The organism is Roseobacter sinensis, from assembly GCF_025755255.1.
Lineage (GTDB): Bacteria > Pseudomonadota > Alphaproteobacteria > Rhodobacterales > Rhodobacteraceae > Roseobacter > Roseobacter sinensis.
Map to the genome: position 1 here is coordinate 234,308 of NZ_JALIEB010000003.1, position 20,588 is coordinate 254,895.

At 63.6% G+C, this 20,588-nt stretch carries 18 protein-coding genes and 3 tRNA genes; 5 read left to right on the top strand and 16 right to left on the bottom strand.

Translation table 11 applies throughout. From position 1 onward, the window contains the following. Positions 1-99: 99 nt before the first annotated feature. Both MUB52_RS06390 and MUB52_RS06395 read right to left on the bottom strand, forming a co-directional pair. The gene (locus MUB52_RS06390) at positions 100-1,317 is read right to left on the bottom strand and encodes an N-acetylmuramoyl-L-alanine amidase (protein ID WP_263843365.1); all 1,218 of its coding nucleotides are present in this window, start codon (positions 1,315-1,317) and stop codon (positions 100-102) included. 68 nt (positions 1,318-1,385) lie between these two features. Continuing rightward, on the bottom strand, positions 1,386-2,528 hold the full coding sequence (locus tag MUB52_RS06395) for a pyridoxal phosphate-dependent aminotransferase (RefSeq protein WP_263843366.1): 1,143 nt from the start codon (positions 2,526-2,528) through the stop codon (positions 1,386-1,388). A gap of 23 nt (positions 2,529-2,551) precedes the next feature. Here MUB52_RS06395 and MUB52_RS06400 point away from each other — a divergent pair, with 23 nt between their 5' ends. Both MUB52_RS06400 and MUB52_RS06405 read left to right on the top strand, forming a co-directional pair. Further along, positions 2,552-3,886: a M48 family metalloprotease gene (locus MUB52_RS06400; protein WP_263843367.1), complete on the top strand. Its 1,335-nt coding sequence runs from the start codon at positions 2,552-2,554 to the stop codon at positions 3,884-3,886. Positions 3,887-3,889: 3 nt separating this feature from the next. After that, positions 3,890-4,633, top strand: coding sequence for a DsbA family protein (locus tag MUB52_RS06405; protein ID WP_263843368.1), 744 nt, complete (start codon positions 3,890-3,892; stop codon positions 4,631-4,633). 129 nt (positions 4,634-4,762) lie between these two features. Here the strand turns inward: MUB52_RS06405 and ispG are convergent, their stop codons facing one another. From ispG to hemA, 3 genes are all read right to left on the bottom strand, one after another. Continuing rightward, a complete protein-coding gene (gene ispG, locus MUB52_RS06410; RefSeq protein WP_263843369.1) occupies positions 4,763-5,893 on the bottom strand; it encodes a flavodoxin-dependent (E)-4-hydroxy-3-methylbut-2-enyl-diphosphate synthase in 1,131 nt (376 codons plus the stop codon). An 85-nt stretch (positions 5,894-5,978) separates the two neighbouring features. Further along, positions 5,979-7,220, bottom strand: a complete 1,242-nt coding sequence (locus MUB52_RS06415) for a helix-turn-helix domain-containing protein (RefSeq protein ID WP_263843370.1) — start codon at positions 7,218-7,220, stop codon at positions 5,979-5,981. A gap of 130 nt (positions 7,221-7,350) precedes the next feature. Then, a complete protein-coding gene (gene hemA, locus MUB52_RS06420; protein ID WP_263843371.1) occupies positions 7,351-8,574 on the bottom strand; it encodes a 5-aminolevulinate synthase in 1,224 nt (407 codons plus the stop codon). A 229-nt stretch (positions 8,575-8,803) separates the two neighbouring features. On the opposite strand from hemA, the gene MUB52_RS06425 reads away from it, so the two are divergent. Then, entirely contained in the window at positions 8,804-10,174 is a 1,371-nt protein-coding gene (locus MUB52_RS06425; protein ID WP_263843372.1) for a M20/M25/M40 family metallo-hydrolase, read from the top strand. Positions 10,175-10,226: 52 nt separating this feature from the next. Next, on the top strand, positions 10,227-11,099 hold the full coding sequence (locus tag MUB52_RS06430) for an alpha/beta fold hydrolase (protein WP_263843373.1): 873 nt from the start codon (positions 10,227-10,229) through the stop codon (positions 11,097-11,099). A gap of 57 nt (positions 11,100-11,156) precedes the next feature. On the opposite strand, the gene MUB52_RS06435 is transcribed toward MUB52_RS06430, so the two are convergent. From MUB52_RS06435 to MUB52_RS06470, 8 genes are all read right to left on the bottom strand, one after another. After that, a tRNA-Asp gene (locus MUB52_RS06435) sits at positions 11,157-11,233 on the bottom strand. A gap of 129 nt (positions 11,234-11,362) precedes the next feature. Next, positions 11,363-12,082, bottom strand: coding sequence for an SGNH/GDSL hydrolase family protein (locus MUB52_RS06440; protein ID WP_263843374.1), 720 nt, complete (start codon positions 12,080-12,082; stop codon positions 11,363-11,365). Positions 12,083-12,091: 9 nt separating this feature from the next. Beyond that, positions 12,092-13,030, bottom strand: coding sequence for a pirin family protein (locus tag MUB52_RS06445; protein ID WP_263843375.1), 939 nt, complete (start codon positions 13,028-13,030; stop codon positions 12,092-12,094). 68 nt (positions 13,031-13,098) lie between these two features. After that, entirely contained in the window at positions 13,099-13,371 is a 273-nt protein-coding gene (locus MUB52_RS06450) for a hypothetical protein (protein ID WP_263843376.1), read from the bottom strand. Between the two features lie 255 nt (positions 13,372-13,626). Next, positions 13,627-13,887 (bottom strand): hypothetical protein, encoded by a 261-nt coding sequence (locus MUB52_RS06455; protein WP_263843377.1) that lies wholly within the window; start codon positions 13,885-13,887, stop codon positions 13,627-13,629. 214 nt (positions 13,888-14,101) lie between these two features. Further along, positions 14,102-14,177, bottom strand: a tRNA-Val gene (locus MUB52_RS06460). Positions 14,178-14,211: 34 nt separating this feature from the next. Beyond that, positions 14,212-14,790: a histidine phosphatase family protein gene (locus MUB52_RS06465; RefSeq protein ID WP_263843378.1), complete on the bottom strand. Its 579-nt coding sequence runs from the start codon at positions 14,788-14,790 to the stop codon at positions 14,212-14,214. 139 nt (positions 14,791-14,929) lie between these two features. After that, positions 14,930-15,004: transfer RNA gene (locus MUB52_RS06470), tRNA-Val, on the bottom strand. A gap of 95 nt (positions 15,005-15,099) precedes the next feature. Here MUB52_RS06470 and MUB52_RS06475 point away from each other — a divergent pair. Further along, the gene (locus tag MUB52_RS06475) at positions 15,100-15,897 is read left to right on the top strand and encodes a hypothetical protein (protein ID WP_263843379.1); all 798 of its coding nucleotides are present in this window, start codon (positions 15,100-15,102) and stop codon (positions 15,895-15,897) included. Between the two features lie 60 nt (positions 15,898-15,957). Here the strand turns inward: MUB52_RS06475 and lon are convergent, their stop codons facing one another. The 3 genes from lon to tgt all read right to left on the bottom strand — a co-directional run bounded on the left by lon (position 15,958) and on the right by tgt (position 20,480). After that, positions 15,958-18,369 carry an endopeptidase La gene (gene lon / locus MUB52_RS06480; RefSeq protein ID WP_263843380.1) on the bottom strand — a complete coding sequence of 804 codons (2,412 nt, stop codon included), beginning with the start codon at positions 18,367-18,369 and terminating at the stop codon, positions 15,958-15,960. Positions 18,370-18,567: 198 nt separating this feature from the next. Beyond that, positions 18,568-19,254, bottom strand: a complete 687-nt coding sequence (locus MUB52_RS23970; protein ID WP_318527404.1) for a methyl-accepting chemotaxis protein — start codon at positions 19,252-19,254, stop codon at positions 18,568-18,570. A gap of 101 nt (positions 19,255-19,355) precedes the next feature. Beyond that, positions 19,356-20,480: a tRNA guanosine(34) transglycosylase Tgt gene (gene tgt / locus MUB52_RS06490; RefSeq protein WP_263843381.1), complete on the bottom strand. Its 1,125-nt coding sequence runs from the start codon at positions 20,478-20,480 to the stop codon at positions 19,356-19,358. Positions 20,481-20,588 lie beyond the last annotated feature (108 nt).

A 20,588-nucleotide genomic window follows, 5' to 3' on the forward strand; every position in this document is an offset into this window, starting at 1 on the left:
GCTACGCCCATTCAACCCAAGATGCGTTACATATAAGGAGTGCGCTCCACCCCGTCAAAACACGAAACCTTTCGGGAGCGGCTGAAACACGCCTGCCATCTATTGCCGGACCAGCGGCCGCCGGGCCTCGTCTGCATCGCGCCAGGCCAGGATGGCCTCGACCATGCCGCCGACCATGCGCGCGCGCCAGACCGGGTCGCGCAGATTTTCCAGATCGCGCGCGCTCGACAGAAACCCGACCTCGATCAGAACAGACGGGATATCAGCCGATTTCAGCACCGAGAACCCCGCATTGCGCAAAGGCCGGCGGTTCATTGGCCCGCCTGCATCACTCAGGCCCTTGACCAGCGCCTCAGCAAGCGCCTTGGACCGCGGTTCCGTCTCCTGCCGTGCGAGATCGAGCAGCACGCTTGCCACCTCATCGTCCGAGCCGGTCAGATCGCTGCCTGCGATGATATCGGCGCGGTTGTGCCGCGCGGCCAGATGCGCCGATGCGGTATCGCTCGCCTCATCCGAGAGCGTGTAGATGGTGGCCCCCTCCGCGCCGCCCTGGCTGAGTGCATCGGCATGCAGCGACAGAAAAAGATCGGCACCGGCCCGATGCGCGATCGCGACCCGTGTCTCCAGAGCCACGAAGACATCGGCCTCGCGGGTCAGAACCACATCGACGTCCCCGGTCCGCAGCAGCGCCTCGCGCAGCGTCAGGCCCATTTGCAGCATCAACGCTTTCTCGTTCACGTCCTCCCGTTCAGCGCCCGGGTCGACGCCGCCATGACCCGGGTCGATCACCACGACAAACCGCTCGTCCGCCAGTGGCGCGATCAGATCCGGCGGCACAGGGTCGGGCCAGAGCGCGTCTTTGGGCGCCCCCGCCTTCGTGGCGAAGGCCTCTGCCGACCCCTTTTCAAGCGTCATGCGCAGAACGGCCCGGCCCGTTGCCTCGTCGACCGTCATGCCGATCTCATCGGGCAGAAACGGCCCCGAAAGATCGCCGACGAGCCGGGACCAGCCCGGTTGGAAATTGCCGAACCGCACATCGGCCAGTGGACCGCCCTCTGCCAGCAGATCCGCGGCGCGCACGCCGGACCAGTCCACCTCGCGAAAGTCGACAACCAGTCGCCGCGGATCGTCGAGCGTGAATACTCGGAAGGGCACGCCCTGCGTCAAGTGCAACTCGAGCGTGGCAGGGCCGAACCAGCCCGCCTCGACGCCGCTTTGCGCGGCATCGACGCGCGCAACGGCCGACAGCTCCTGCGCAGTGGCACAGGAGAGGGCAAGCAGCACGCTGGCTGCCGCTGAAAGGATCGACCGGATCATGGGCTGCTCTGCCCCGTTGTTCTCTTGGCGCAAGTCTAGCAAAGCCGGAGCGCTCTGTGAAACCCCGATCAGCGGTTTGCCATGAAAGCCTTGAGCCGCGCGAGGCCCTCTTCGATGTCGGCGGTGCTGCGCGCATAGGAAAACCGCACGCTCTGATGGCCGCGCTGCTGATCGAAATCGAGCCCAGGTGTGACCGAGACGCCCGCCTGCTCGAGGATCTCGGCAGCGAAGGCACGGCTGTCATCGGTCAGATCGGAGACATCGGCATAGACATAGAACGCGCCATCCGGCGGGGCGATCCTGGTGAACCCGGCCTTGGGCAGGCCCTCCAGCATCAGCGCCCGGTTGGTGCGATAGACGTCGAGATTGGCCTGAAGCTCCTCCTCGGCATCCATCGCCGCCAGGGCCGCGACCTGGCTCGCATGGGGCGCGCAGATGAACATATTCTGCGCAATCCGCTCGACGATGCGCACGTGATCTTCAGGCACCACCATCCAGCCCACACGCCAGCCCGTCATCGAGAAATACTTGGAAAACGAATTGATCACGTAGGCGTCGTCCGTGATCTGGAGCGCTGTCACCGCCTTCGCGTCGTACTCGATGCCGTGATAGATCTCATCCGAGATGAAGGCCGCGCCCTGCGCCACCGCCGCCTCGATCAGAGCCCGCATCGCCGAGAGGTCCAGCATCGTGCCCGTCGGATTCGCGGGCGAGGCCACAAGCAGACCGGCCAGATCGAGGCCCCGCAGATCGGCGGGGGCGGGCTGATAGCGGGTCTCGCGCGCGGTCGGAATGTCGACCGGCTTCAAATCCATCGCGCGCAGGATCTGGCGATAGCTGGGATAGCCAGGCGCCCCGATGCCGACCCGCTCGCCGGTATCGAACAGCGCGGTGAAACTCAGCAGGAAACCGCCGGAAGAGCCGGGCGTGACCACCACGCGGTTCGGATCGAGGTCAACATCGTACCAGTCTGCGTACATCCGGGCGATGCGCGCCCGCAAAGCCGGAAGGCCCAAAGCAACGGTGTAGCCGAGCGGCCCTGCGTCCATCGCCCGCCGTAACGCTTCGGTGGCCGCCTTCGGCGCGCCGGTGCCGGGCTGCCCCACTTCCATGTGGATCACATGGCGGCCCGTGTCCTCCAGACGGCGTGCGGCCTCCATCACATCCATCACAATGAAGGGATCGACGACGGATCGCCTTGAACTGCGCATGAAATCCCTCCAGTTTCGTTGTCATGGTCTTTCACCTTGTCTTCCGGCTCGCGTCAATCCCGGCGCTGCTGATCTGGCTGATGGCGGCGCCGTTGCAGGCCCAGGGGCTGCTGCGCGATGCCGATCTGGAGTACGGGCTAAAGCAGCTGGCCGCGCCGATCCTGAGCGCAGCGGGCCTGAACCCGCACCGCGTCAAGGTGCTGGTGGTCAACGAGTCCTCGCTGAATGCCTTTGTGGTCAGCAATGACGCGATTTTCGTGCATTACGGGCTGATCAACCAGATGACGTCTGCCCCGATGCTGCAGGCGGTTCTGGCCCATGAGGCGGCGCATATCGCCAATGGCCACATCACCCGCCGGATGACCAACCTCGCCAGTGCGCGCACGGCCTCGGGTCTCGGCGCGGCACTTGCGGTGGCCGCAGCGGCGGCAGGCGCGGGCAGCGCGGCGGGTGGGATCGCTCTGGGCACCCAGAGCTCGGCCCAGGCGCGGTTCTTCAAACATACCCGTGCCGAGGAAGCCGCGGCCGATCAATCCGGCATTCGGTACCTGAAAGCGGCCGGCATCGATCCGCAGGGGATGGCCGATGTGCTGAACATCTTCCGTGGACAGGAGGTGCTCTCCGAGAGCCGGCAGGACCCTTATCTGCGAAGCCATCCGCTGTCGCGTGACCGCTTTCGGGCGGTCGAGGGTTTTGTGGCGGCCTATGGCAATACCGGCCTGCCCGACGCGGACGCGGCCTATTGGTTCGAACGGGTCAAGGGCAAGCTCAGCGCCTACACGCGCTCTCCGAAATGGACGCTACGGCGCCTCAAGGAAACGCCCTACGCGGATGTGCGCCTGCTGCGCGAAGCCATCGCAGAGCATCGTCAATCTCGCACCACGCAAGCGCTCCGGGCCATCGACGCGGCGATTGCGCAGCGCCCGACTGATCCGTTCCTGCACGACCAGCGCGGACAGATCCTGCTGGAGACCCGGAACTTCCAGGCCGCCGCGGCTGCCTACGGGCGGGCGGTTCAGCTGGCGCCGAACGATGCGCTGGTCCTCTCAGGCTACGGTGGTGCGCTGCTCGCCACCGGAGAGATCGGCCGCGCGACCGAGGTGCTGGAGAAAGCCCGCACCATCGACTTCCGCGACGGCTCGATGCTGCGCGATCTCTCGGTGGCCTACGCGAAATCCGGGCAAACCGGCATGGCCGCCCTCGTGACCGCTGAACGCTACGCCCTGACCGGCCGGCTGGAAGACGCCGGTATCCACGCCAAACGCGCCGTTGGGCTGCTGCCCGAGGGCAGCGGCTCTTGGCAACGCGCGCAGGATGTGCTGATTGCATCCGAACGCGCCGAAAAGAAACGGAGATAAGACATGCTCAGCCGCCTGACCCTGACCGCCCTGCTGGCGCTTGCCCTGCCCGCCGCCGCTCTGGACTTGCAGAGCATGACCGAGGAGGAGCGCGACCTCTTCCGCGCCGAGGTCCGGTCCTACCTCATGGACAATCCCGAGGTGATCATGGAGGCGGTGCAGGCGCTGGAAGCACGACAGGCCGAGGCGCAGGCGCAGGCCGACCTGACGCTGGTGTCGGATCATGCGGAGGCGATCTTCAACGACGGCTTCTCCTTCGTGGGCGGCAACCCGGATGGCGATATCACCCTGGTCGAATTCATGGATTACCGCTGCGGGTTCTGCAAACGCGCCTATGGCGAGGTGGAGAAGCTGCTGGAAAGCGATGGCAACATCCGCTTCATCGTCAAGGAGTTCCCGATCCTTGGAGAGCAATCGCTGCTGGCCTCCCGCTTCGCCATCGCCACCCGGCAGATCGAGGGGGATGAGGCCTATAAGGCGCTGCATGACGCGCTGATGGAATTCAACGGCGATATCACCCTGCCGGCTTTGCGGCGCCTGTCGGAGACTTATGACCTCGATGCTGAGGCGATTGAGGCTCGGATGGATGAGGACGCGGTGACAGAGGAAATTCGCAAGACCCGGGAGCTCGCTCAACAGCTGCAGATCACGGGCACGCCCACATTCGTGATGCACGACGAGATGCTGCGCGGTTTCCTGCCCTATGATCAGATGCGGGCGCTTGTCGAAGAGAAGCGCGACCTCTAAGACGAAGGTTGCGTCTGCCTCGCCGAATGTCGAAAATCGCATTTGAAATCAGCGGTATGCTGGTTCGCAGGCGGTAATTCTATTCGGTTGAGGTGGTCTTTGATTTGACGCGCCCGCCGACAGTGCGGCCTATTCGGCCGCACTTGCCACGCGGGCTTCGGCGTCCAGCTCCGCGGCCTTGCGCTCCACCTGCTCGACGATATGGTCGATCATCTCGGCGTTGTTGAGCTTGTGGCTCTGCTTGCCCGCCAGATAGACCATGCCCGACCCCGCGCCACCGCCGGTGAAGCCCACGTCAGTCATCAGCGCTTCGCCCGGGCCATTTACCACGCAGCCGATGATGCTGAGGCTCATCGGCGTCTTGATGTGCTCGAGCCGTTTTTCAAGTGTCTCGACCGTCTTGATCACGTCAAACCCCTGGCGTGCACAGCTCGGGCAGCTGATGATGTTGACACCGCGGTGCCGCAGCCCGAGCGACTTCAGGATCTCATAACCCACCTTCACCTCTTCTACCGGATCCGCCGAGAGGCTCACGCGAATGGTATCGCCGATGCCCATCCACAGCAGGTTACCAAGGCCGATGGCCGACTTGATTGTCCCCGAGGTCAGCCCGCCCGCCTCGGTGATCCCGAGGTGGATCGGCGCATCCGTTGCCTCGGCCAATTGCTGATAGGCCGCTGCCGCCATGAAGACATCCGAGGCCTTGCAGCTGATCTTGAACTCGTGAAAGTCGTTGTCCTGAAGGATCTTGATGTGGTCGAGCCCGGATTCGACCATGGCATCGGGACAGGGCTCGCCGTATTTGTCGAGCAGGTGTTTCTCCAGACTGCCGGCATTCACACCGATGCGGATCGAACAGTTGTTATCCCGCGCCGCTTTGATCACCTCTTTCACACGCGTCTCGTTCCCGATGTTGCCGGGATTGATGCGCAGGCAGGCCGCACCTGCCTCCGCGGCCTCGATGCCACGCTTGTAGTGAAAGTGGATGTCCGCGACGATTGGCACGGACACTTCCGGCACGATCTGCTTGAGCGCTTTGGAGGAGGCCTCGTCGGGCACGGAGACCCGCACGATATCGGCGCCGGCATCTGCAGCCGCCTGCACCTGCGCAATGGTGGCCTTCACGTCGGTTGTGAGGGTGTTCGTCATCGTCTGCACCGTGATCGGCGCGTCACCCCCGACGGGCACGGGACCAACCATGATCTGACGCGAGGCCCGGCGATAGATGTTGCGCCAGGGGCGCACATGGTTCAACGACATCAGCCTGTCCTTTGCCTAACACTCCTGTCTGACAAAATAGACAGTCATCGGAAGGGTCGCAATGGCAGGTTTGGGCGGCGTTCGCTTATTCGGCCGCGGGCGTCAGTGATGTCTGCAACTCCACCACGGTGGTGGCAAGCGCTTCATCGGCCGCCAGATCCGCAATGGTGTAGCGCTCTTTGAGGCTCTCGACGTCGAGCGGAAGCTTCGATGTGACGGTGCCGGTCTCGCCCACGGGGCCATAGTACTCGCCGTTGAGCGCGAAGTAGATTGCTCCGCTCTCCCCCGTCCGAAGAGTCGGCGGGGTTTCGGACACGGGCGCATCCCAGGTGTCGCCCGGCTCCATGATCGTTTCGAGAATCACGGTGCCATCCGCGGCGCTGATGCGCACCCAGGAGGGTCGCACAGCGATCATGCGCAGGGCCGGACCGACCTCTTCCACAACCTGCGGCACAGGTGCGGGCGCGTCCATCGCAGCAGCAACATCGGCGTCGAGCGCATCCGCAAGGGTTAGCCGTTGCGGCGGCACGTCTTCCTGGACCGGAAGGTTTGCGAAATTGCCAATCGAACGCGGGTCGATCGTCGAAATCGGCGCGTCACGCGCCACGAGGACGGGAACATCGAGCGCTTGCGGGCGATACAGGCGATCAAGCGCCTCGGCCCGCGGTTGCTCCATCACACCGGGGTTGGCCGCATCCGCACCGTCCGGGGCCGCGGCGAGCACGCCATCCAGCGGGTCGAGATCAGAGAGGACAATCGGGGTTTGTTCCACCGGCGCCAATTGCACGCGCTGCACCTCCTGCAACACGGAATAGCCGCCAAACCCGATTGCGCCGATCAGCGCGACCAGAACCAGCGAGGAGCCGATCGCACTCGGTTCGATGCCGGAGAAGAACCCCTCCCGCGTTGGCACGAAGACCGTGCCGGGCCGGTTGAACATATCGTTGTCGAGGGAGCGACCGGCCGAGGGCTCACGCCCTGGCTTCTTGACCACCGAGGCTTTCGCGGACATGCCGTGCGCCACCCGAAAGCCGCTTTCGGCGCAGAAGGTCTCAAACGCCTCATCGGGGTCCATCCCGAGATAGCGCGCATAGGACCGCACATAGCCTGCGATGAACCCGGGCGTATCGAACGCGTCGGGATCGCAATTCTCGATCGCGGCAATATAGGCCGCCTTGATCCGAAGCTCCCGCTGAACGTCAAGAAGGGATTTGCCCATGGTGGCGCGTTCGCCACGCATGACATCGCCAAGGCGCAACTCGAAGTCGTCGAACCCCTTGTGTTCGACCTCTTCGTCAACACTCTCGGAGTGCTTGCGCCCAATCATACGTCTGCCCCGTTTTCCCCGTGCCTGCCTAACGCTCGTGTCAGGCCATGAATCGTCCCCACGATTCGTAGCTGACCTCTTGTTTATGTTAGGTTAACACAAGACAACCGGAAATTCACCCGGGTGGGCGTCAGCCAGCCTCTTCGGCACGATTAAGCGCACAATGCGACCACAGCCCGTCCATCGCCTGGACAAGGGCGTCGATCTCCTTGGGTCCGTGCACCGGCGATGGGGTGAAGCGCAGACGCTCGGTGCCCCGCGGCACAGTGGGGTAATTGATCGGCTGCACATAGATGCCGTGATCTTCCAGCAGCATGTCGCTGAGCATCTTCGTATGCACCGGATCGCCGACCATCACAGGCACGATATGGCTGCCATGATCGATGATCGGCAGACCCAGGCCCTTCAGCCGCAGCTTGAGAATCTTCGCCTGGGTCTGATGCCGTTCGCGCAGCTCGGGCGCGCACTTCAGAAACGCGACGGACGCAGCGGCACCGGCGGCCACGGCCGGCGGCAGCGACGTCGTGAAGATGAAGCCCGGCGCGTAAGATCTTATGGCATCGCACATTTTCGCCGATGCCCCAATATAGCCGCCCATCACGCCGAAGGCCTTGGCCAGTGTCCCATTGATGATATCGAGGCGGTGCATCAGCCGGTCGCGCTCGGCCACACCGGCCCCGCGCGGGCCATACATGCCCACCGCATGGACCTCGTCGATGTAGGTCAGCGCCCCGAATTCATCCGCCAGATCGCAGATCTCCTCGATCGGGCCGAAATCGCCATCCATGGAGTAGATCGACTCGAAGGCGATGAGCTTGGGCGCCGCCGGATCGTCGGCCGCGAGCAGCTCACGCAGATGTGCGACGTCATTGTGGCGGAAGATGCGCTTGGCCCCGCCGTTGCGGCGCACCCCCTCGATCATGGAGGCATGGTTCAACGCATCCGAATAGATGATCAGCCCCGGAAACAGCTTCGGCAGCGTCGACAACGTTGCGTCATTTGCGATGTAGGCCGAGGTAAAAAGCAGCGCCGACTCCTTGCCGTGCAGATCCGCAAGCTCCGCCTCGAGACGCTTGTGATAGACCGTGGTGCCCGAGATATTGCGTGTCCCGCCCGAACCGGCGCCGGTTGCATCGATCGCTTCGTGCATGGCGTCAAGAACAACGGGATGTTGCCCCATACCCAGATAATCGTTGCCGCACCAGACCGTCACCTGCTGCGTCGAGCCATCCGGGCGGGTTCGCGTTGCATGGGGGAAATGACCGTTGTGACGCTCGATATCGATAAATGTCCGATACCGGCCTTCGTCATGCAATCGGGCAATCGCCTGATCCAGCTTGTCGTCGTAGTTCACCCGGTCTCTCCTTCGTGCGATCCCGGGCCCGTGCGTCGCCTTTGGAATCTTTCTAATCCTGTCAATATAGACCCCATGCTTGAGGTTCAATGACCTTAGGGTGCGCACCATGTCGCAGCTTTGACATACATCAAATGGTCTTAGCGGTGTGTGAAGCTGTTCACATGGGTTCCGTCTTGCCCCTGCGCGCGCCGCTGATACGGTCGACCCAAACCACAGGAGTCTGCCCATGTCTCTCGACGCCGTCTTGTCCCGTATCGATTCAGATCTTCCCGCCGCGACGGAGCGGCTGATGGAGCTGCTGCGGATCCCGTCGATCTCGACCGATCCGGCCTACACGGCCGACTGCGACCACGCGGCGGACTGGCTGGTCGCCGACCTCACGGGTCTTGGCATCGCGACGGAAAAGCGCGTCACCCCGGGCCACCCCATGGTCGTCGGGCATCTGGATGGCCCCGGCCCGCATCTGCTGTTCTACGGCCACTATGACGTACAACCCGTTGATCCACTTGAGTTATGGGACAATGATCCCTTCGATCCCCGCATCGAGCAGACCCCCAAGGGCAAGGTGATCCGGGGCCGTGGATCATCGGACGACAAGGGCCAGCTGATGACATTCATCGAGGCCTGCCGGGCCTGGAAGGCGGTGCATGGGTCGCTGCCGTGCAAGCTCACGTTTTTCCTTGAAGGCGAGGAAGAGAGTGGCTCGCCCTCGCTGGTGCCCTTCATGGAGGAGAATGCCGAAGAGCTGAAATCCGACCTCGCGCTGATCTGCGACACCGGGCTCTTCGAGAGCAAGACGCCCGCCATCGTGACCATGCTGCGCGGGCTTCTGGGCGAGGAGCTGACAATCAAGGGGCCGGATATCGACCTGCACTCCGGCATGTATGGCGGGGTTGCGATCAACCCGATCCGGGTGCTGTCCCGGATCATCGCCAGCCTGCATGACGCGCAGGGGCGGATCACCGTGCCCGGCTTCTACGACGGCGTGCCGGAGCTGCCCGACGAGATCGAGGCCCAATGGCAGGGGCTGGCCTTCGATCACGGCACGTTCCTCGGGGATGTTGGGCTCTCGAAACCGGCGGGTGAACAGGACCGCACGCCGCTGGAGATGATCTGGTCGCGGCCCACCTGCGAGGTCAATGGCATCTGGGGCGGCTACACCGGTGATGGGTTCAAGACCGTGTTGCCATCCGAAGCCCATGCGAAGATCAGCTTCCGCCTGGTCGGCACGCAGGACCCGCTGAAGATCCGCGAGGCCTTCCGGACGATGGTCCGCGAAATGCTGCCGGAGGACTGCGACGTCAGCTTCCGTGACCATGGCGCGGGGGCCGCGTCAATGACGGAAACCTCCGATCCCAGCTTCGAGGCGGCACGGCAGGCCCTGACCGAGGAATGGCAGATCCCCGCAGCCTATGTGGGGTGCGGCGGGTCGATCCCGATCGCTGGACACTTTCAGACCATTCTTGGCACCACGCCGATGCTGATCGGCTTCGGCAAGGATGACGACGCCCTGCACTCGCCCAATGAGAAATACGACGTGGAGAGCTTCCACAAGGGCATCCGCAGCTGGGCGCGCATCCTCGCGGCGCTGACATGAGCCGGGGGTGGCCTGAAGCCCACCCCACCTGCCTGCTCGAACGGAGGCGCAGGTGAGCAGGTGGTCCGCCCCGCACGTCGCGGAGGTGCATGGGCAGCGCATCTGTCACCGGATCGCGGGGAGTGGGCCGCCGCTTTTGCTGCTGCACGGGTTTCCGCAAACCCATATGATGTGGCACGCGGTCGCGCCGCAGCTTGCGGCGCAGTTTACCGTGATCACCCCGGACCTGCGTGGCTATGGCGCGAGCAGCAAACCCGAGGGTACCGCCCCCTACAGCTTCCGCCACATGGCGGCGGATCAGCTGGCCCTGATGCGGCAGCTGGGGTTTGACCGGTTCCACGTCGCGGGCCATGACCGCGGCGGACGCGTGGGCCATCGCCTAGCGCTGGACGCGCCCGAGCGGGTGCTGAGCCTCACCGTGCTGGATATCGTGCCGACACATCTTTTGCTGGATCAGCTCACGCGGCAGGTGGCGACGGCCTACTATCACTGGTTCTTCCTCGCCCAGCCCTCCCCCTTTCCCGAAACCATGATCGGTCACGATCCGGACGCCTATTTCGAAAGCTGCCTTCTGGGCTGGGGCGCAGCCAAATTGTCAGATTTCGCCCCTGAGGCCCTCGACGCCTATCGCACCGCCTGGCGCGACCCCGAGACGATCCGAGGGATGTGCGCGGACTACCGCGCGGCGCTGCACCATGACTTCGACCTCGATGCAGCCGACCTCGACCGGCGGGTCACCTGCCCCGCCCTGGTGCTCTATGGGGCCGACGGCGCCATGGCCAAGGCCTATGACGTCCCTGGAACCTGGGCCGACCGGTTCAGCGATATGCGGCACGCGGCGGTCCCAGGGGGGCATTTCTTCGTGGATCAGTCGCCAGAGGCAACAGTGGAGGCCCTTCTGGGTTTCCTGTCGAAGATCCACTGACCAATCGCCCTGCAGCACCAAAAAAAAGGGACCCGAGGGTCCCTTCTTGAGCAGCGGTGGCGCGGTTGACGGGGCTCGAACCCGCGACCCCCGGCGTGACAGGCCGGTACTCTAACCAACTGAGCTACAACCGCCCGCTGCACACGCGCCTGGCGGCGGCGCGTTGGCACGTCTTAGGCGGGCGCATCGGGCGCGTCAAGCGGGTACCGGGCCTGGCGCGCGAATTTTTTGGCCCGCGCCTTGCGACGAAGACGCCCGCGCGCTCACAGTGGCCGGTCGCGCAGGTCCTGCAAGATCACCTGCCCGGCAAATTGGCCCCAGCCGCGATAGATCTCCGGCCCCGGGTGGAACCCGTCCGCTGCCATCTGTGCCGGATCGAGGCCCCAATCCGGCGCGATCAGGCGTAGATCGGGCGCGGTGGCCACCTCACCCTCCAGCGTTCTGCGCAGCCGTGCAGCATGCTGCCCCAGCACCAGGTTCAATGGGCGCGGTAGGGCGCGGAAATGCTCGAGCGGTGGAACTGTCGTCGCATAGATGCGGCGGACCCCAAAGGCCGTGCGTAACAGAGCGTGCAGCTCGGCTGTCTGCACGCGCCAGCGCGCGGGCCCGATCAGCCGCGTGGTGTCATTCACGCCCAAGGCGGTCACGGCGATATCGAAAGGTCTGGGCCTCGTCTGTCGCAAGACCCTGTGGAGCCTGCCCGTGGTCCACCCCGTGCGCGCGATCAGCTGCCAGGACACCCGGTAGCTTGCGCCGATGGCCCGCACGAGATGTCCGCTCAGCGCCGCGTCTTGGCAGTCGACACCCACACCGGCAGCGGACGAATCGCCAAGGATGAGCACATGAAGCGGGTCGCCCTGCCCGGCCACGCCCTCGCGCGGGCCAGCCGCTTCGGGCAGCCGCGGTGTCCGGCGGACCACCTGTGCCGCCTGCACCGCGAGCACGGGCGCCAGCGCCACCTGCTGCAGCCGGGGCCAGATCACATGCGGGCCTTAGCGGTCGGGCAACGGGATGAATTCGGCATCATCCCCCGGCGGCAGTTGGAACCGCCCGTGCGCCCAGTCTCCGGCGCGCCATGCTTCCTTGGCCGCATCGATACGCTCTTTCGAGGAGGCCACGAAGTTCCACCAGATGTGCCGCGGCCCCTCCAGCGTCGCACCGCCCAGCAGCATCAGCCGCGCACCCGCATCGCCTGCCGTGAGCGTGATCCGGTCGCCGGGGCGGAAGACCATCATCTGGCCGGCCTCGAAGGTGTCGCCCGCCACGGTGATCGCGCCAGACACCACGTAGACGCCGCGATCCTCGTGATCGTCCGGCAGGGGAATGCGGGCCCCCGGCTGCAACACCGCATCCGCATAGAAGGTCTCGGAATAGACCTTCACAGGCGCCGCCTCCCCATAGGCCGTGCCGAGGATCAGGCGCACCTCCTTGCCCTCGCCTTCCAGGAACGGCAGCGTGTCCTTCGGCGCGTGCTCGAAGGCGGCCGGCGCGTCCTCGGCCGCTTCGGGCAGGGCGACCCAGGTCTGGATGCCAAAGAGATCGTGCGGCCGCTCGCGGATCTCCCCATCCGTACGCTCCGAATGGGTGATACCGTGCCCCGCCACCATCCAGTTCACCGCCCCGGGCTCGATCCACTGGTCCGTGCCGAGGCTGTCGCGATGGTGGATCTTGCCCTTGTAGAGATAGGTCACAGTGGCGAGCCCGATATGGGGATGCGGGCGCACGTCGATCCCCTTGCCGGTCACGAACTCCGCCGGGCCCATCTGGTCGAAGAAGATGAAGGGTCCGACCATCTGGCGCTTTGGTGCGGGCAGCGCCCGGCGCACCTCGAATCCGCCCAGATCATGGGCGCGCGGCACGATCACCGTCTCGATGGCATCGACCATATCCCCGGTCGGGCAATCCGGGTCGAGGGCGGGGTTCCAGCTCATCGTGCATTCTCCTGTTCGTGCCAGGTCAGAGACTAGCCCGTGGCCGCATCGATGCAATCGGATTGATGTCAGATCTTGCGCATGTCGTGGCCGGGGGTGCCCACGGACCGCTGATCGATCCGACGGGCGGCCTGATCAAGCCGCGCTGCCATATGGATGATCTCGGACACATCGCCCGCGCTCTGCTCCAGCGCCATCTCGAAGGCCGCATATTCGAGGTATTGCGCCGCGATCTGCATCGCGTAGCGCACCTTCTCGGCATTGGGCAACGTATCCAGAGCGGCGAAAGCCGTTGACAGGTCCACAACCTCAGCGGGAATGTCATCCGTGGGCACGGTCATGTCGTGTCCGCTTTCAAATATGCCATGGCGCAGTACCAAACTTCAACGCGCCAGATCTTCACCTCGACAAACCGGCCCCGCTCGGGGCCGCAATTCGTTTTCCCGGTACGGGATCTTTCGATGTGTTTGCCGTCGTCCCCATTCTCGTCCCGAAGTACCTTTCTCACTGTTCCTTAAACAATGGGCACCTGTCAACCCAAGGTAGTTTGGGAAATCTGTTTTAAAACCTGAGGCAAATGAAACCTACGCGTTCGGCTATTGAAGCCGCCGCTGCGGGATCGACGCGCTTTCGATCATCGAGGCGCCTTGCACGTCGTTCGAGGCGAAATCCATGCGGGCTGCGCAATCGATCAGGTCGGCCACGTCATCTGCGGACTGCCGGCCAGCCAATTCGAACGCGGCAAATTCGATCAGCTGGGATGCGACGCCAAGCGCCCGGCTCGACCGGTCCGACAGTGGCAAGCTGCGCAAGTGACTGACAAGCGCGTCAACCGCCGCGTCCGTCTGCTGATGCACCCTGGCGCCCCTGCGCGCCGCACTTGCCTTTCTCACACACATCCGTTTGACCCTTCCTGATCGCAACTACACTTTGCCTATTCCTTAAGGATGAATCACAGGGCCCGGCGCTTGGCAAGGCACAGTTTGTGGCAGCCCCGACGCAGGCCGAGGCATGCCGTCACGTGTCCTTGTCGGCGCCCTTATGCCCAACCGGCTCGATCGGTGATGAACGTGGTGGGTCGTGAGAGGCTCGAACTCCCGACATCTTCGGTGTAAACGAAGCGCTCTACCAACTGAGCTAACGACCCGTCCCGTGCGATTTAGCCAATGTGAGGCGCTGCTTCAACCCCCTATTGAAAGCTGCCGCATGGCCCCGTTTTCAAGATGATAGATCACCCCCTGCCCGCCCGGCAGCATCCCGATCTCGCTCAGATCCCGATCAAGAACAATGAGCCGCAGCATGCGGGAGGTGATGCCATGCGTCACCAGCACTGACGGCGTCTGAAGGGTCCCGAGGAAGGCCCGGCAGCGCGCCCGCAGCGCCACGAAGCCCTCGCCGCCCGGCGCACGGTTGTAAAGGTGCAACGCGCTCTCTTCGCTCTCGTCGACGACACCATCGATCTTCAGTTCGCTGCGCTGGAGGCCCTCCCAGGCACCAACGCCGATCTCGGCCAGCCGCGCATCGGTCTCGATCTGCGGAAACAGGCCTTCCAGCGCGATGGCGGCAGTCTGGACCGCGCGGCCCTGCGGGCTCGCGTAGGCCCGGAACCCGTCGAGGGTTTGCGCCTGCAGGATCTGTCGTTGCGCGCGCGCCTGTTCTTGCCCGAGCGGCGTCAGGGGCGAGTCGAGCCCGCCCTGGATGCGGTGCTGGGCATTCCATTCGGTCTGCCCGTGGCGCAGGATGTACAAGGGAGGATACACGCGGGGTCGTCGTCTTTCGTGATGATCGGTGCAGGCCGATCTGCCACAGCGCGGCGCGACTGTCACGTGCGATTGACGGCCCCGAGCGGCCCCCGCCCGCGCAACTTGGGCATAGCTCGTCTCTGCCTCAGAAGCGGAATGGTGGGTGATAAGAGATTTGAACTCCTGACATCTTCGATGTGAACGAAGCGCTCTACCACTGAGCTAATCACCCATATCCGGGGTAATACCGTAGAGATTTCGCTTCTTCAACATGATAAACTGCATCTTTGGAGCATTCGCTCAACCCAAGATACAGCGGAACAAGTGATGCCAGCTGACGAAGGACTGTCATGGAGAAAGATCGTCGTCGCGACTGTGGTCGCGTTTTTCGCTGCTCTGGGGACTTATGCCTTCACGGTGACACGGGACACTTTCGAGCGCACCATCGTCATCGAAGATCCATTCCCGCCTCCTGAACCTTTGTCCGCCCGTTTGCTGGTCGAAGGACCGGATCCCTTCGGCGGCGCGGCCTTTGTGACATCGCCGCTCGTCACGGACCCGGACCGGACAATCGACGACCTGACACGGGAAGACGCGATCTATCCGGCGTATCGGCAGAAACTTGGGCAATGGAGCGATATCGCGACGGCATTTCACGCCGTGCGGATCGAACTGCGCACCCCGCTCGAAACACCTGTGGTGGTCACCGACATCGTACCGCGCATCCTCGAACGCACCGAGCCCAAACATGGCTGGTACCTCGCAGAAGGCGGGTGTGGTATCGGTTTCAATGCCATCCGAAAGGCGGTCGTCGATTTCGACCTGGCGACGCCAGTTGTAGACTTCTCATCGCCGGCCGACGGGGAAAGCGGCACCTTCACGCTTACGGAAGATCACGTCGAAGTCTTTGAAATCACTGCATGGACACGCGACCACTATGTCGAGTGGGTCTATGATTTCCACTATACGACAAGCGAGGACACAGGTGTCTTGACCGTGGATCGCCTCGGCATCCCGTTCAAACTGTCGAGCGAGATCGGCAGCCGCGGCTTCCGCCCGGTCAATTCCGCCGACAATCCGTTCCGGCGCATGTTTCACTGGGATACCGGAATCGAAAGCTGTTAGGCCACAGCTAGAGAAAAGGGCGCGCAGACCCCTGCGCGCCCAATGCGGTTCACGACAGGCTCAGTGCGCCGCTGCCGCGTCTCCTCCAGGTTCGGGCTTGCTGGCCAGAGCCGCGGCGGCGGCCTCCTCGGCCTCCTGATCCCACTCGATGGGCTCCGGCGTGCGCACCAGCGCGTGTTTGAGCACATCCGAGACGTGGTCGACCGGGATGATCTCCAGCCCGTCCTTCACGTTGTCCGGGATCTCGGGCAGGTCCTTCGCATTCTCCTCGGGGATCAGCACCGTCGTGATTCCGCCGCGCAGCGCCGCGAGCAGCTTCTCTTTCAGGCCGCCAATCGGCATCGCGTTGCCGCGCAAGGAAACCTCGCCCGTCATCGCAATGTCCTTGCGGACCGGGATCTTGCTCAGCACCGAGACAATCGACGTCACCATCGCCAACCCGGCACTCGGCCCATCCTTGGGCGTCGCGCCATCGGGCACGTGCACGTGAATGTCGATCTTGTCGAACTGCGGCGGTTTCACCCCGATCTGCGGGCTGATGGACCGCACGTAGCTTGAGGCCGCGTCGATCGATTCCTTCATCACATCGCCGAGCTTGCCGGTGGTCTTCATCCGGCCCTTGCCCGGCAGGCGCAGCGCCTCGATGCTCAGCAGCTCGCCACCCACCGAAGTATAGGCCAGCCCGGTCACGACCCCGATCTGATCCTCCTTCTCGGCGAGACCATAGCGGTACTTCTTCACGCCCAGGAACTCATCGAGGTTCTCGTCCGTGACGGTGACCGTCTCGGCCTCCTTCTTGATGATCTTGGTCAGCGATTTCCGCGCCACCTTTGCGATCTCGCGCTCGAGGTTCCGCACGCCGGCCTCGCGGGTATAGGTGCGGATCATCTCTGTGAGCGCGCTGTCGTCCAGTTCGAACTCCTTCGCCTTCAGCCCGTGGTTCTTGATCTGCTTCGGGATCAGGTGCTGTTTGGCGATTTCGCGCTTTTCGTCCTCGGTGTAGCCGGCAAGCGGGATGATCTCCATCCGGTCGAGCAGCGGGCCGGGCATGTTGTAGCTGTTCGACGTGGTCAGGAACATCACGTTCGAGAGGTCATATTCCACCTCCAGATAGTGATCCACGAAGGTGGAGTTCTGTTCCGGATCCAGCACCTCCAGCATGGCGCTCGCAGGGTCCCCGCGGAAGTCCTGCCCCATCTTGTCGATCTCATCGAGCAGGATCAGCGGATTGGTGGTCTTCGCCTTCTTCAGCGCCTGGATGATCTTGCCCGGCATCGAACCGATATAGGTCCGCCGGTGCCCGCGAATCTCGCTCTCATCGCGCACGCCGCCCAATGAGATGCGGATGAACTCGCGCCCGGTGGCCTTTGCCACCGACTTGCCGAGCGAGGTCTTGCCCACGCCCGGAGGGCCGACAAGGCACATGATCGGGCCCTTCAGCTTGCTCGAGCGCTGCTGCACCGCGAGATACTCGACGATGCGCTCCTTCACTTTTTCGAGACCGTAGTGATCGTCGTCCAGAACCTTCTGTGCGCGGCCCAGATCCTTCTTCACCCGGCTCTTCACACCCCAGGGGATCGACAGCATCCAGTCGAGGTAGTTGCGCACCACCGTAGCCTCGGCGGACATCGGGCTCATGTTCTTGAGCTTTTTCAGCTCCGCCTCGGCCTTTTCCTTGGCTTCCTTGCTCAGCTTGGTCTCGGCGATCTTGGCCTCGAGCTCGGCCACCTCGTTCTTGCCGTCCTCGCCATCACCCAGTTCCTGCTGGATCGCCTTCATCTGTTCGTTGAGGTAGTATTCGCGCTGGGTCCGCTCCATCTGGGATTTCACGCGGGTCTTGATCTTCTTCTCGACCTGCAGCACCGACATCTCGCCCTGCATCAGGCCATAGACCTTCTCCAGCCGCTCGCTGACGCTGAGTGTCTCGAGCAGGTCTTGTTTCTGATGCACTTCGATGCCGAGATGGCCCGCGACCAGATCGGCAAGCTTCGCCGGTTCGGTACTTTCACCGACCGCCGCAAGCGCTTCTTCCGGAACGTTTTTCTTGACTTTCGCATAGCGCTCGAACTCATCCGATACGGTGCGCAACAGTGCTTCGGTCGTGGCCAGATCGCCTGGCATCTCGGTCAGATATTCCGCGCGCGCCTCAAAGAAGCTGTCGTTGTCGAGATACTCGGTGATGCGCACCCGCGCCTGCCCCTCGACCAGCACCTTCACGGTGCCATCGGGCAGTTTCAGCAGTTGCAGCACATTGGCCAGCACACCGGCCTTGTAGATGCCGTCGCTGTCGGGATCGTCCACGCCCGGATCGATCTGGCTCGACAGCAGGATCTGCTTGTCGTCCGACATGACCTCTTCGAGTGCGCGGACCGATTTCTCGCGTCCCACGAAGAGCGGCACAATCATATGGGGGAAAACCACGATATCGCGCAGCGGCAATACCGGGTAAGAAGCGTTCAGAGGCTCTTGCATGCTCTATCCTTGTTCTTGGCAAGATGGTTCTGGTCCCGCATATGCAGCAACGCTCGACCATCTCCGGGATCGAATGATTAACGTGGGGCACGTCCCCCCCGAAATCAACCTTACCGTTGTTTCGGCTTGTGCCAGCATGGCCAGACAACGCCTGAAGCACAAGCCTTCAATCGCCCCTTTTGGCCTCTCGGAACGCTGTTACGGCGCGGTCCGATTGTCCGTCAGGGACACCGAGAGCGACGATACCCGCGATGAGAGTGTCTTGACCTCATCTGCGATCACCGTGAACCCCTTACCCGCATCACCAACCCGGGCCGCCTCGATCGAGGCATTGGTGGCAACCATGTTGATAACGCGCCCGATCTTGCCGATTTCCATGGCAATGGCGCTGGTGTGATCACTCACGTCCGCGCGGCCCTTGTCGGCAAGATCGAGGAAAAAGACCCGCAGCGCATCGACAAAGGTCACACCGCCTTCCGCCACACGCGTGACGCACAGGCCATACATATCGGCGGCCGGCTGGAATCCGCGAATCTCCTCGTCCGACATCGTGCAGCGCACGGTGATGTGCAGCAGCTCGTCGACCGCCTTGGTGAGGCGCCCGAGATCCTCGGAAAGTTCCTTCGGAAGGGTGGCTTTCTGCGCGGCCAGATGCTCCGGCAGCTGTGTTTTCAAGGCATGCGCGGCCTTTTGAATGGTGCCTGCGGCCTCGGAGAAACCTGCCGGAGTGATATGATCAGCGCCCTCGGAGCCGGCGTCAAGATGATACAGCAGCACCTGGATGGCGGCGACGGGCAGAGGCGTGATCTGCGACAGGATCTGATGCAGCTTGCGGTCCTGTGTCATCTCTCCATCCTGCAAGCGGATTTCGGATTTCGACGACATCTAGGCACCTCCAACTCTGTTGCGTTCCTCATAGGCGTGCGGAGGTTAAGCTTGTCTTAAGCCGGGCAGGAAAGGCTTAAAAAAACGCCGGGACTGGCGCATCACAGCGGCGCGAGATCGCCTTGTGCACGGCTGGTATGAAAGGCCGTCTGCCATGCGTCGAACCGCCCCGCTGCTATGGCCTTGCGCATCTGCTGCATCAGGTCCTGATAGTAGGTCAGATTGTGCCACGTCAGCAGCATCGACGAGATGATCTCCTGGCTGCGGAACACGTGATGCAGATAGGCGCGGGAATAGCTGCGGCAGGCCAGGCAGCGGCAATCCTCATCGAGCGGGCGCGGATCGTCGGCGTGGCGCGCGTTCTTGATATTGACCACGCCGCGCCGGGTGAAGACCTGCCCGGTGCGCCCCGACCGGCTCGGCAGCACGCAATCCATCATGTCGATGCCGCGCGCCACCGCGCCGACAATGTCATCGGGCTTGCCCACCCCCATCAGGTACCGCGGCTTGTCCTCGGGCAGCTGATCGGCCGCAAAGTCCAGACAGCCAAACATCGCCGCCTGCCCTTCACCCACAGCCAGACCACCCACCGCATAGCCGTCGAACCCGATCGCACGCAGCGCTTCGGCGCTCTCGGCGCGGAAATCCTCCTCCAGCCCGCCCTGCTGGATGCCGAAGAGCGCGTGCCCCGGCCGGTCGCCGAAGGCGTCCCGCGACCGCTGCGCCCACCGCATGGAAAGCCGCATCGATTCGGCAATCCGATCCCGGTCCGCAGGCAGCGCCGGGCATTCATCGAAACACATCACGATATCCGAGCCCAGAAGCCGCTGGATCTCCATCGAGCGCTCCGGGGTGATCTCGTGCTTCGAGCCGTCGATATGGCTTTTGAAGGTGACGCCGCGCTCGGTGAGCTTGCGCAGATCGGCCAGGCTCATCACCTGGAACCCGCCGGAATCCGTCAGGATCGGCCGCTCCCAGTTCATGAACTTGTGCAGCCCGCCCAGCCGGTCGATCCGCTCTGCCGTAGGGCGCAGCATCAGATGATAGGTGTTGCCCAGCAGGATATCGGCGCCGGTCTCAGCGACGCTCTCCGGTAACATCGCCTTCACGGTCGCGGCCGTGCCCACGGGCATGAAGGCCGGCGTGCGGATCTCCCCCCGGGGGGTCGAGATCAGCCCCGTCCGCGCCTTGCCGTCTGTGGCCTTGAGATCGAAGGAAAACGTCATTCCGCCCCTTTGCCTCAATTGTCCGGCGCCGCCAAGCCCGGTAGATCGAACCCGTTGCCAGAAACAGACGTCCGACGCAGACTGGCAGACACGCTCGACAAGGCTGCT

Excerpts from the sequence above, each read along its gene's own strand:
- MUB52_RS06390 (WP_263843365.1), bottom strand. The coding sequence starts at position 1,317 with ATGATCCGGTCGATCCTTTCAGCGGCAGCCAGCGTGCTGCTTGCCCTC.
- MUB52_RS06395 (WP_263843366.1), bottom strand. The coding sequence starts at position 2,528 with ATGCGCAGTTCAAGGCGATCCGTCGTCGATCCCTTCATTGTGATGGAT.
- MUB52_RS06400 (WP_263843367.1), top strand. The coding sequence starts at position 2,552 with ATGGTCTTTCACCTTGTCTTCCGGCTCGCGTCAATCCCGGCGCTGCTG.
- MUB52_RS06405 (WP_263843368.1), top strand. The coding sequence starts at position 3,890 with ATGCTCAGCCGCCTGACCCTGACCGCCCTGCTGGCGCTTGCCCTGCCC.
- ispG (WP_263843369.1), bottom strand. The coding sequence starts at position 5,893 with ATGTCGTTGAACCATGTGCGCCCCTGGCGCAACATCTATCGCCGGGCC.
- MUB52_RS06415 (WP_263843370.1), bottom strand. The coding sequence starts at position 7,220 with ATGATTGGGCGCAAGCACTCCGAGAGTGTTGACGAAGAGGTCGAACAC.
- MUB52_RS06425 (WP_263843372.1), top strand. The coding sequence starts at position 8,804 with ATGTCTCTCGACGCCGTCTTGTCCCGTATCGATTCAGATCTTCCCGCC.
- MUB52_RS06445 (WP_263843375.1), bottom strand. The coding sequence starts at position 13,030 with ATGAGCTGGAACCCCGCCCTCGACCCGGATTGCCCGACCGGGGATATG.
- MUB52_RS06450 (WP_263843376.1), bottom strand. The coding sequence starts at position 13,371 with ATGACCGTGCCCACGGATGACATTCCCGCTGAGGTTGTGGACCTGTCA.
- MUB52_RS06475 (WP_263843379.1), top strand. The coding sequence starts at position 15,100 with ATGCCAGCTGACGAAGGACTGTCATGGAGAAAGATCGTCGTCGCGACT.
- lon (WP_263843380.1), bottom strand. The coding sequence starts at position 18,369 with ATGCAAGAGCCTCTGAACGCTTCTTACCCGGTATTGCCGCTGCGCGAT.
- MUB52_RS23970 (WP_318527404.1), bottom strand. The coding sequence starts at position 19,254 with ATGTCGTCGAAATCCGAAATCCGCTTGCAGGATGGAGAGATGACACAG.
- tgt (WP_263843381.1), bottom strand. The coding sequence starts at position 20,480 with ATGACGTTTTCCTTCGATCTCAAGGCCACAGACGGCAAGGCGCGGACG.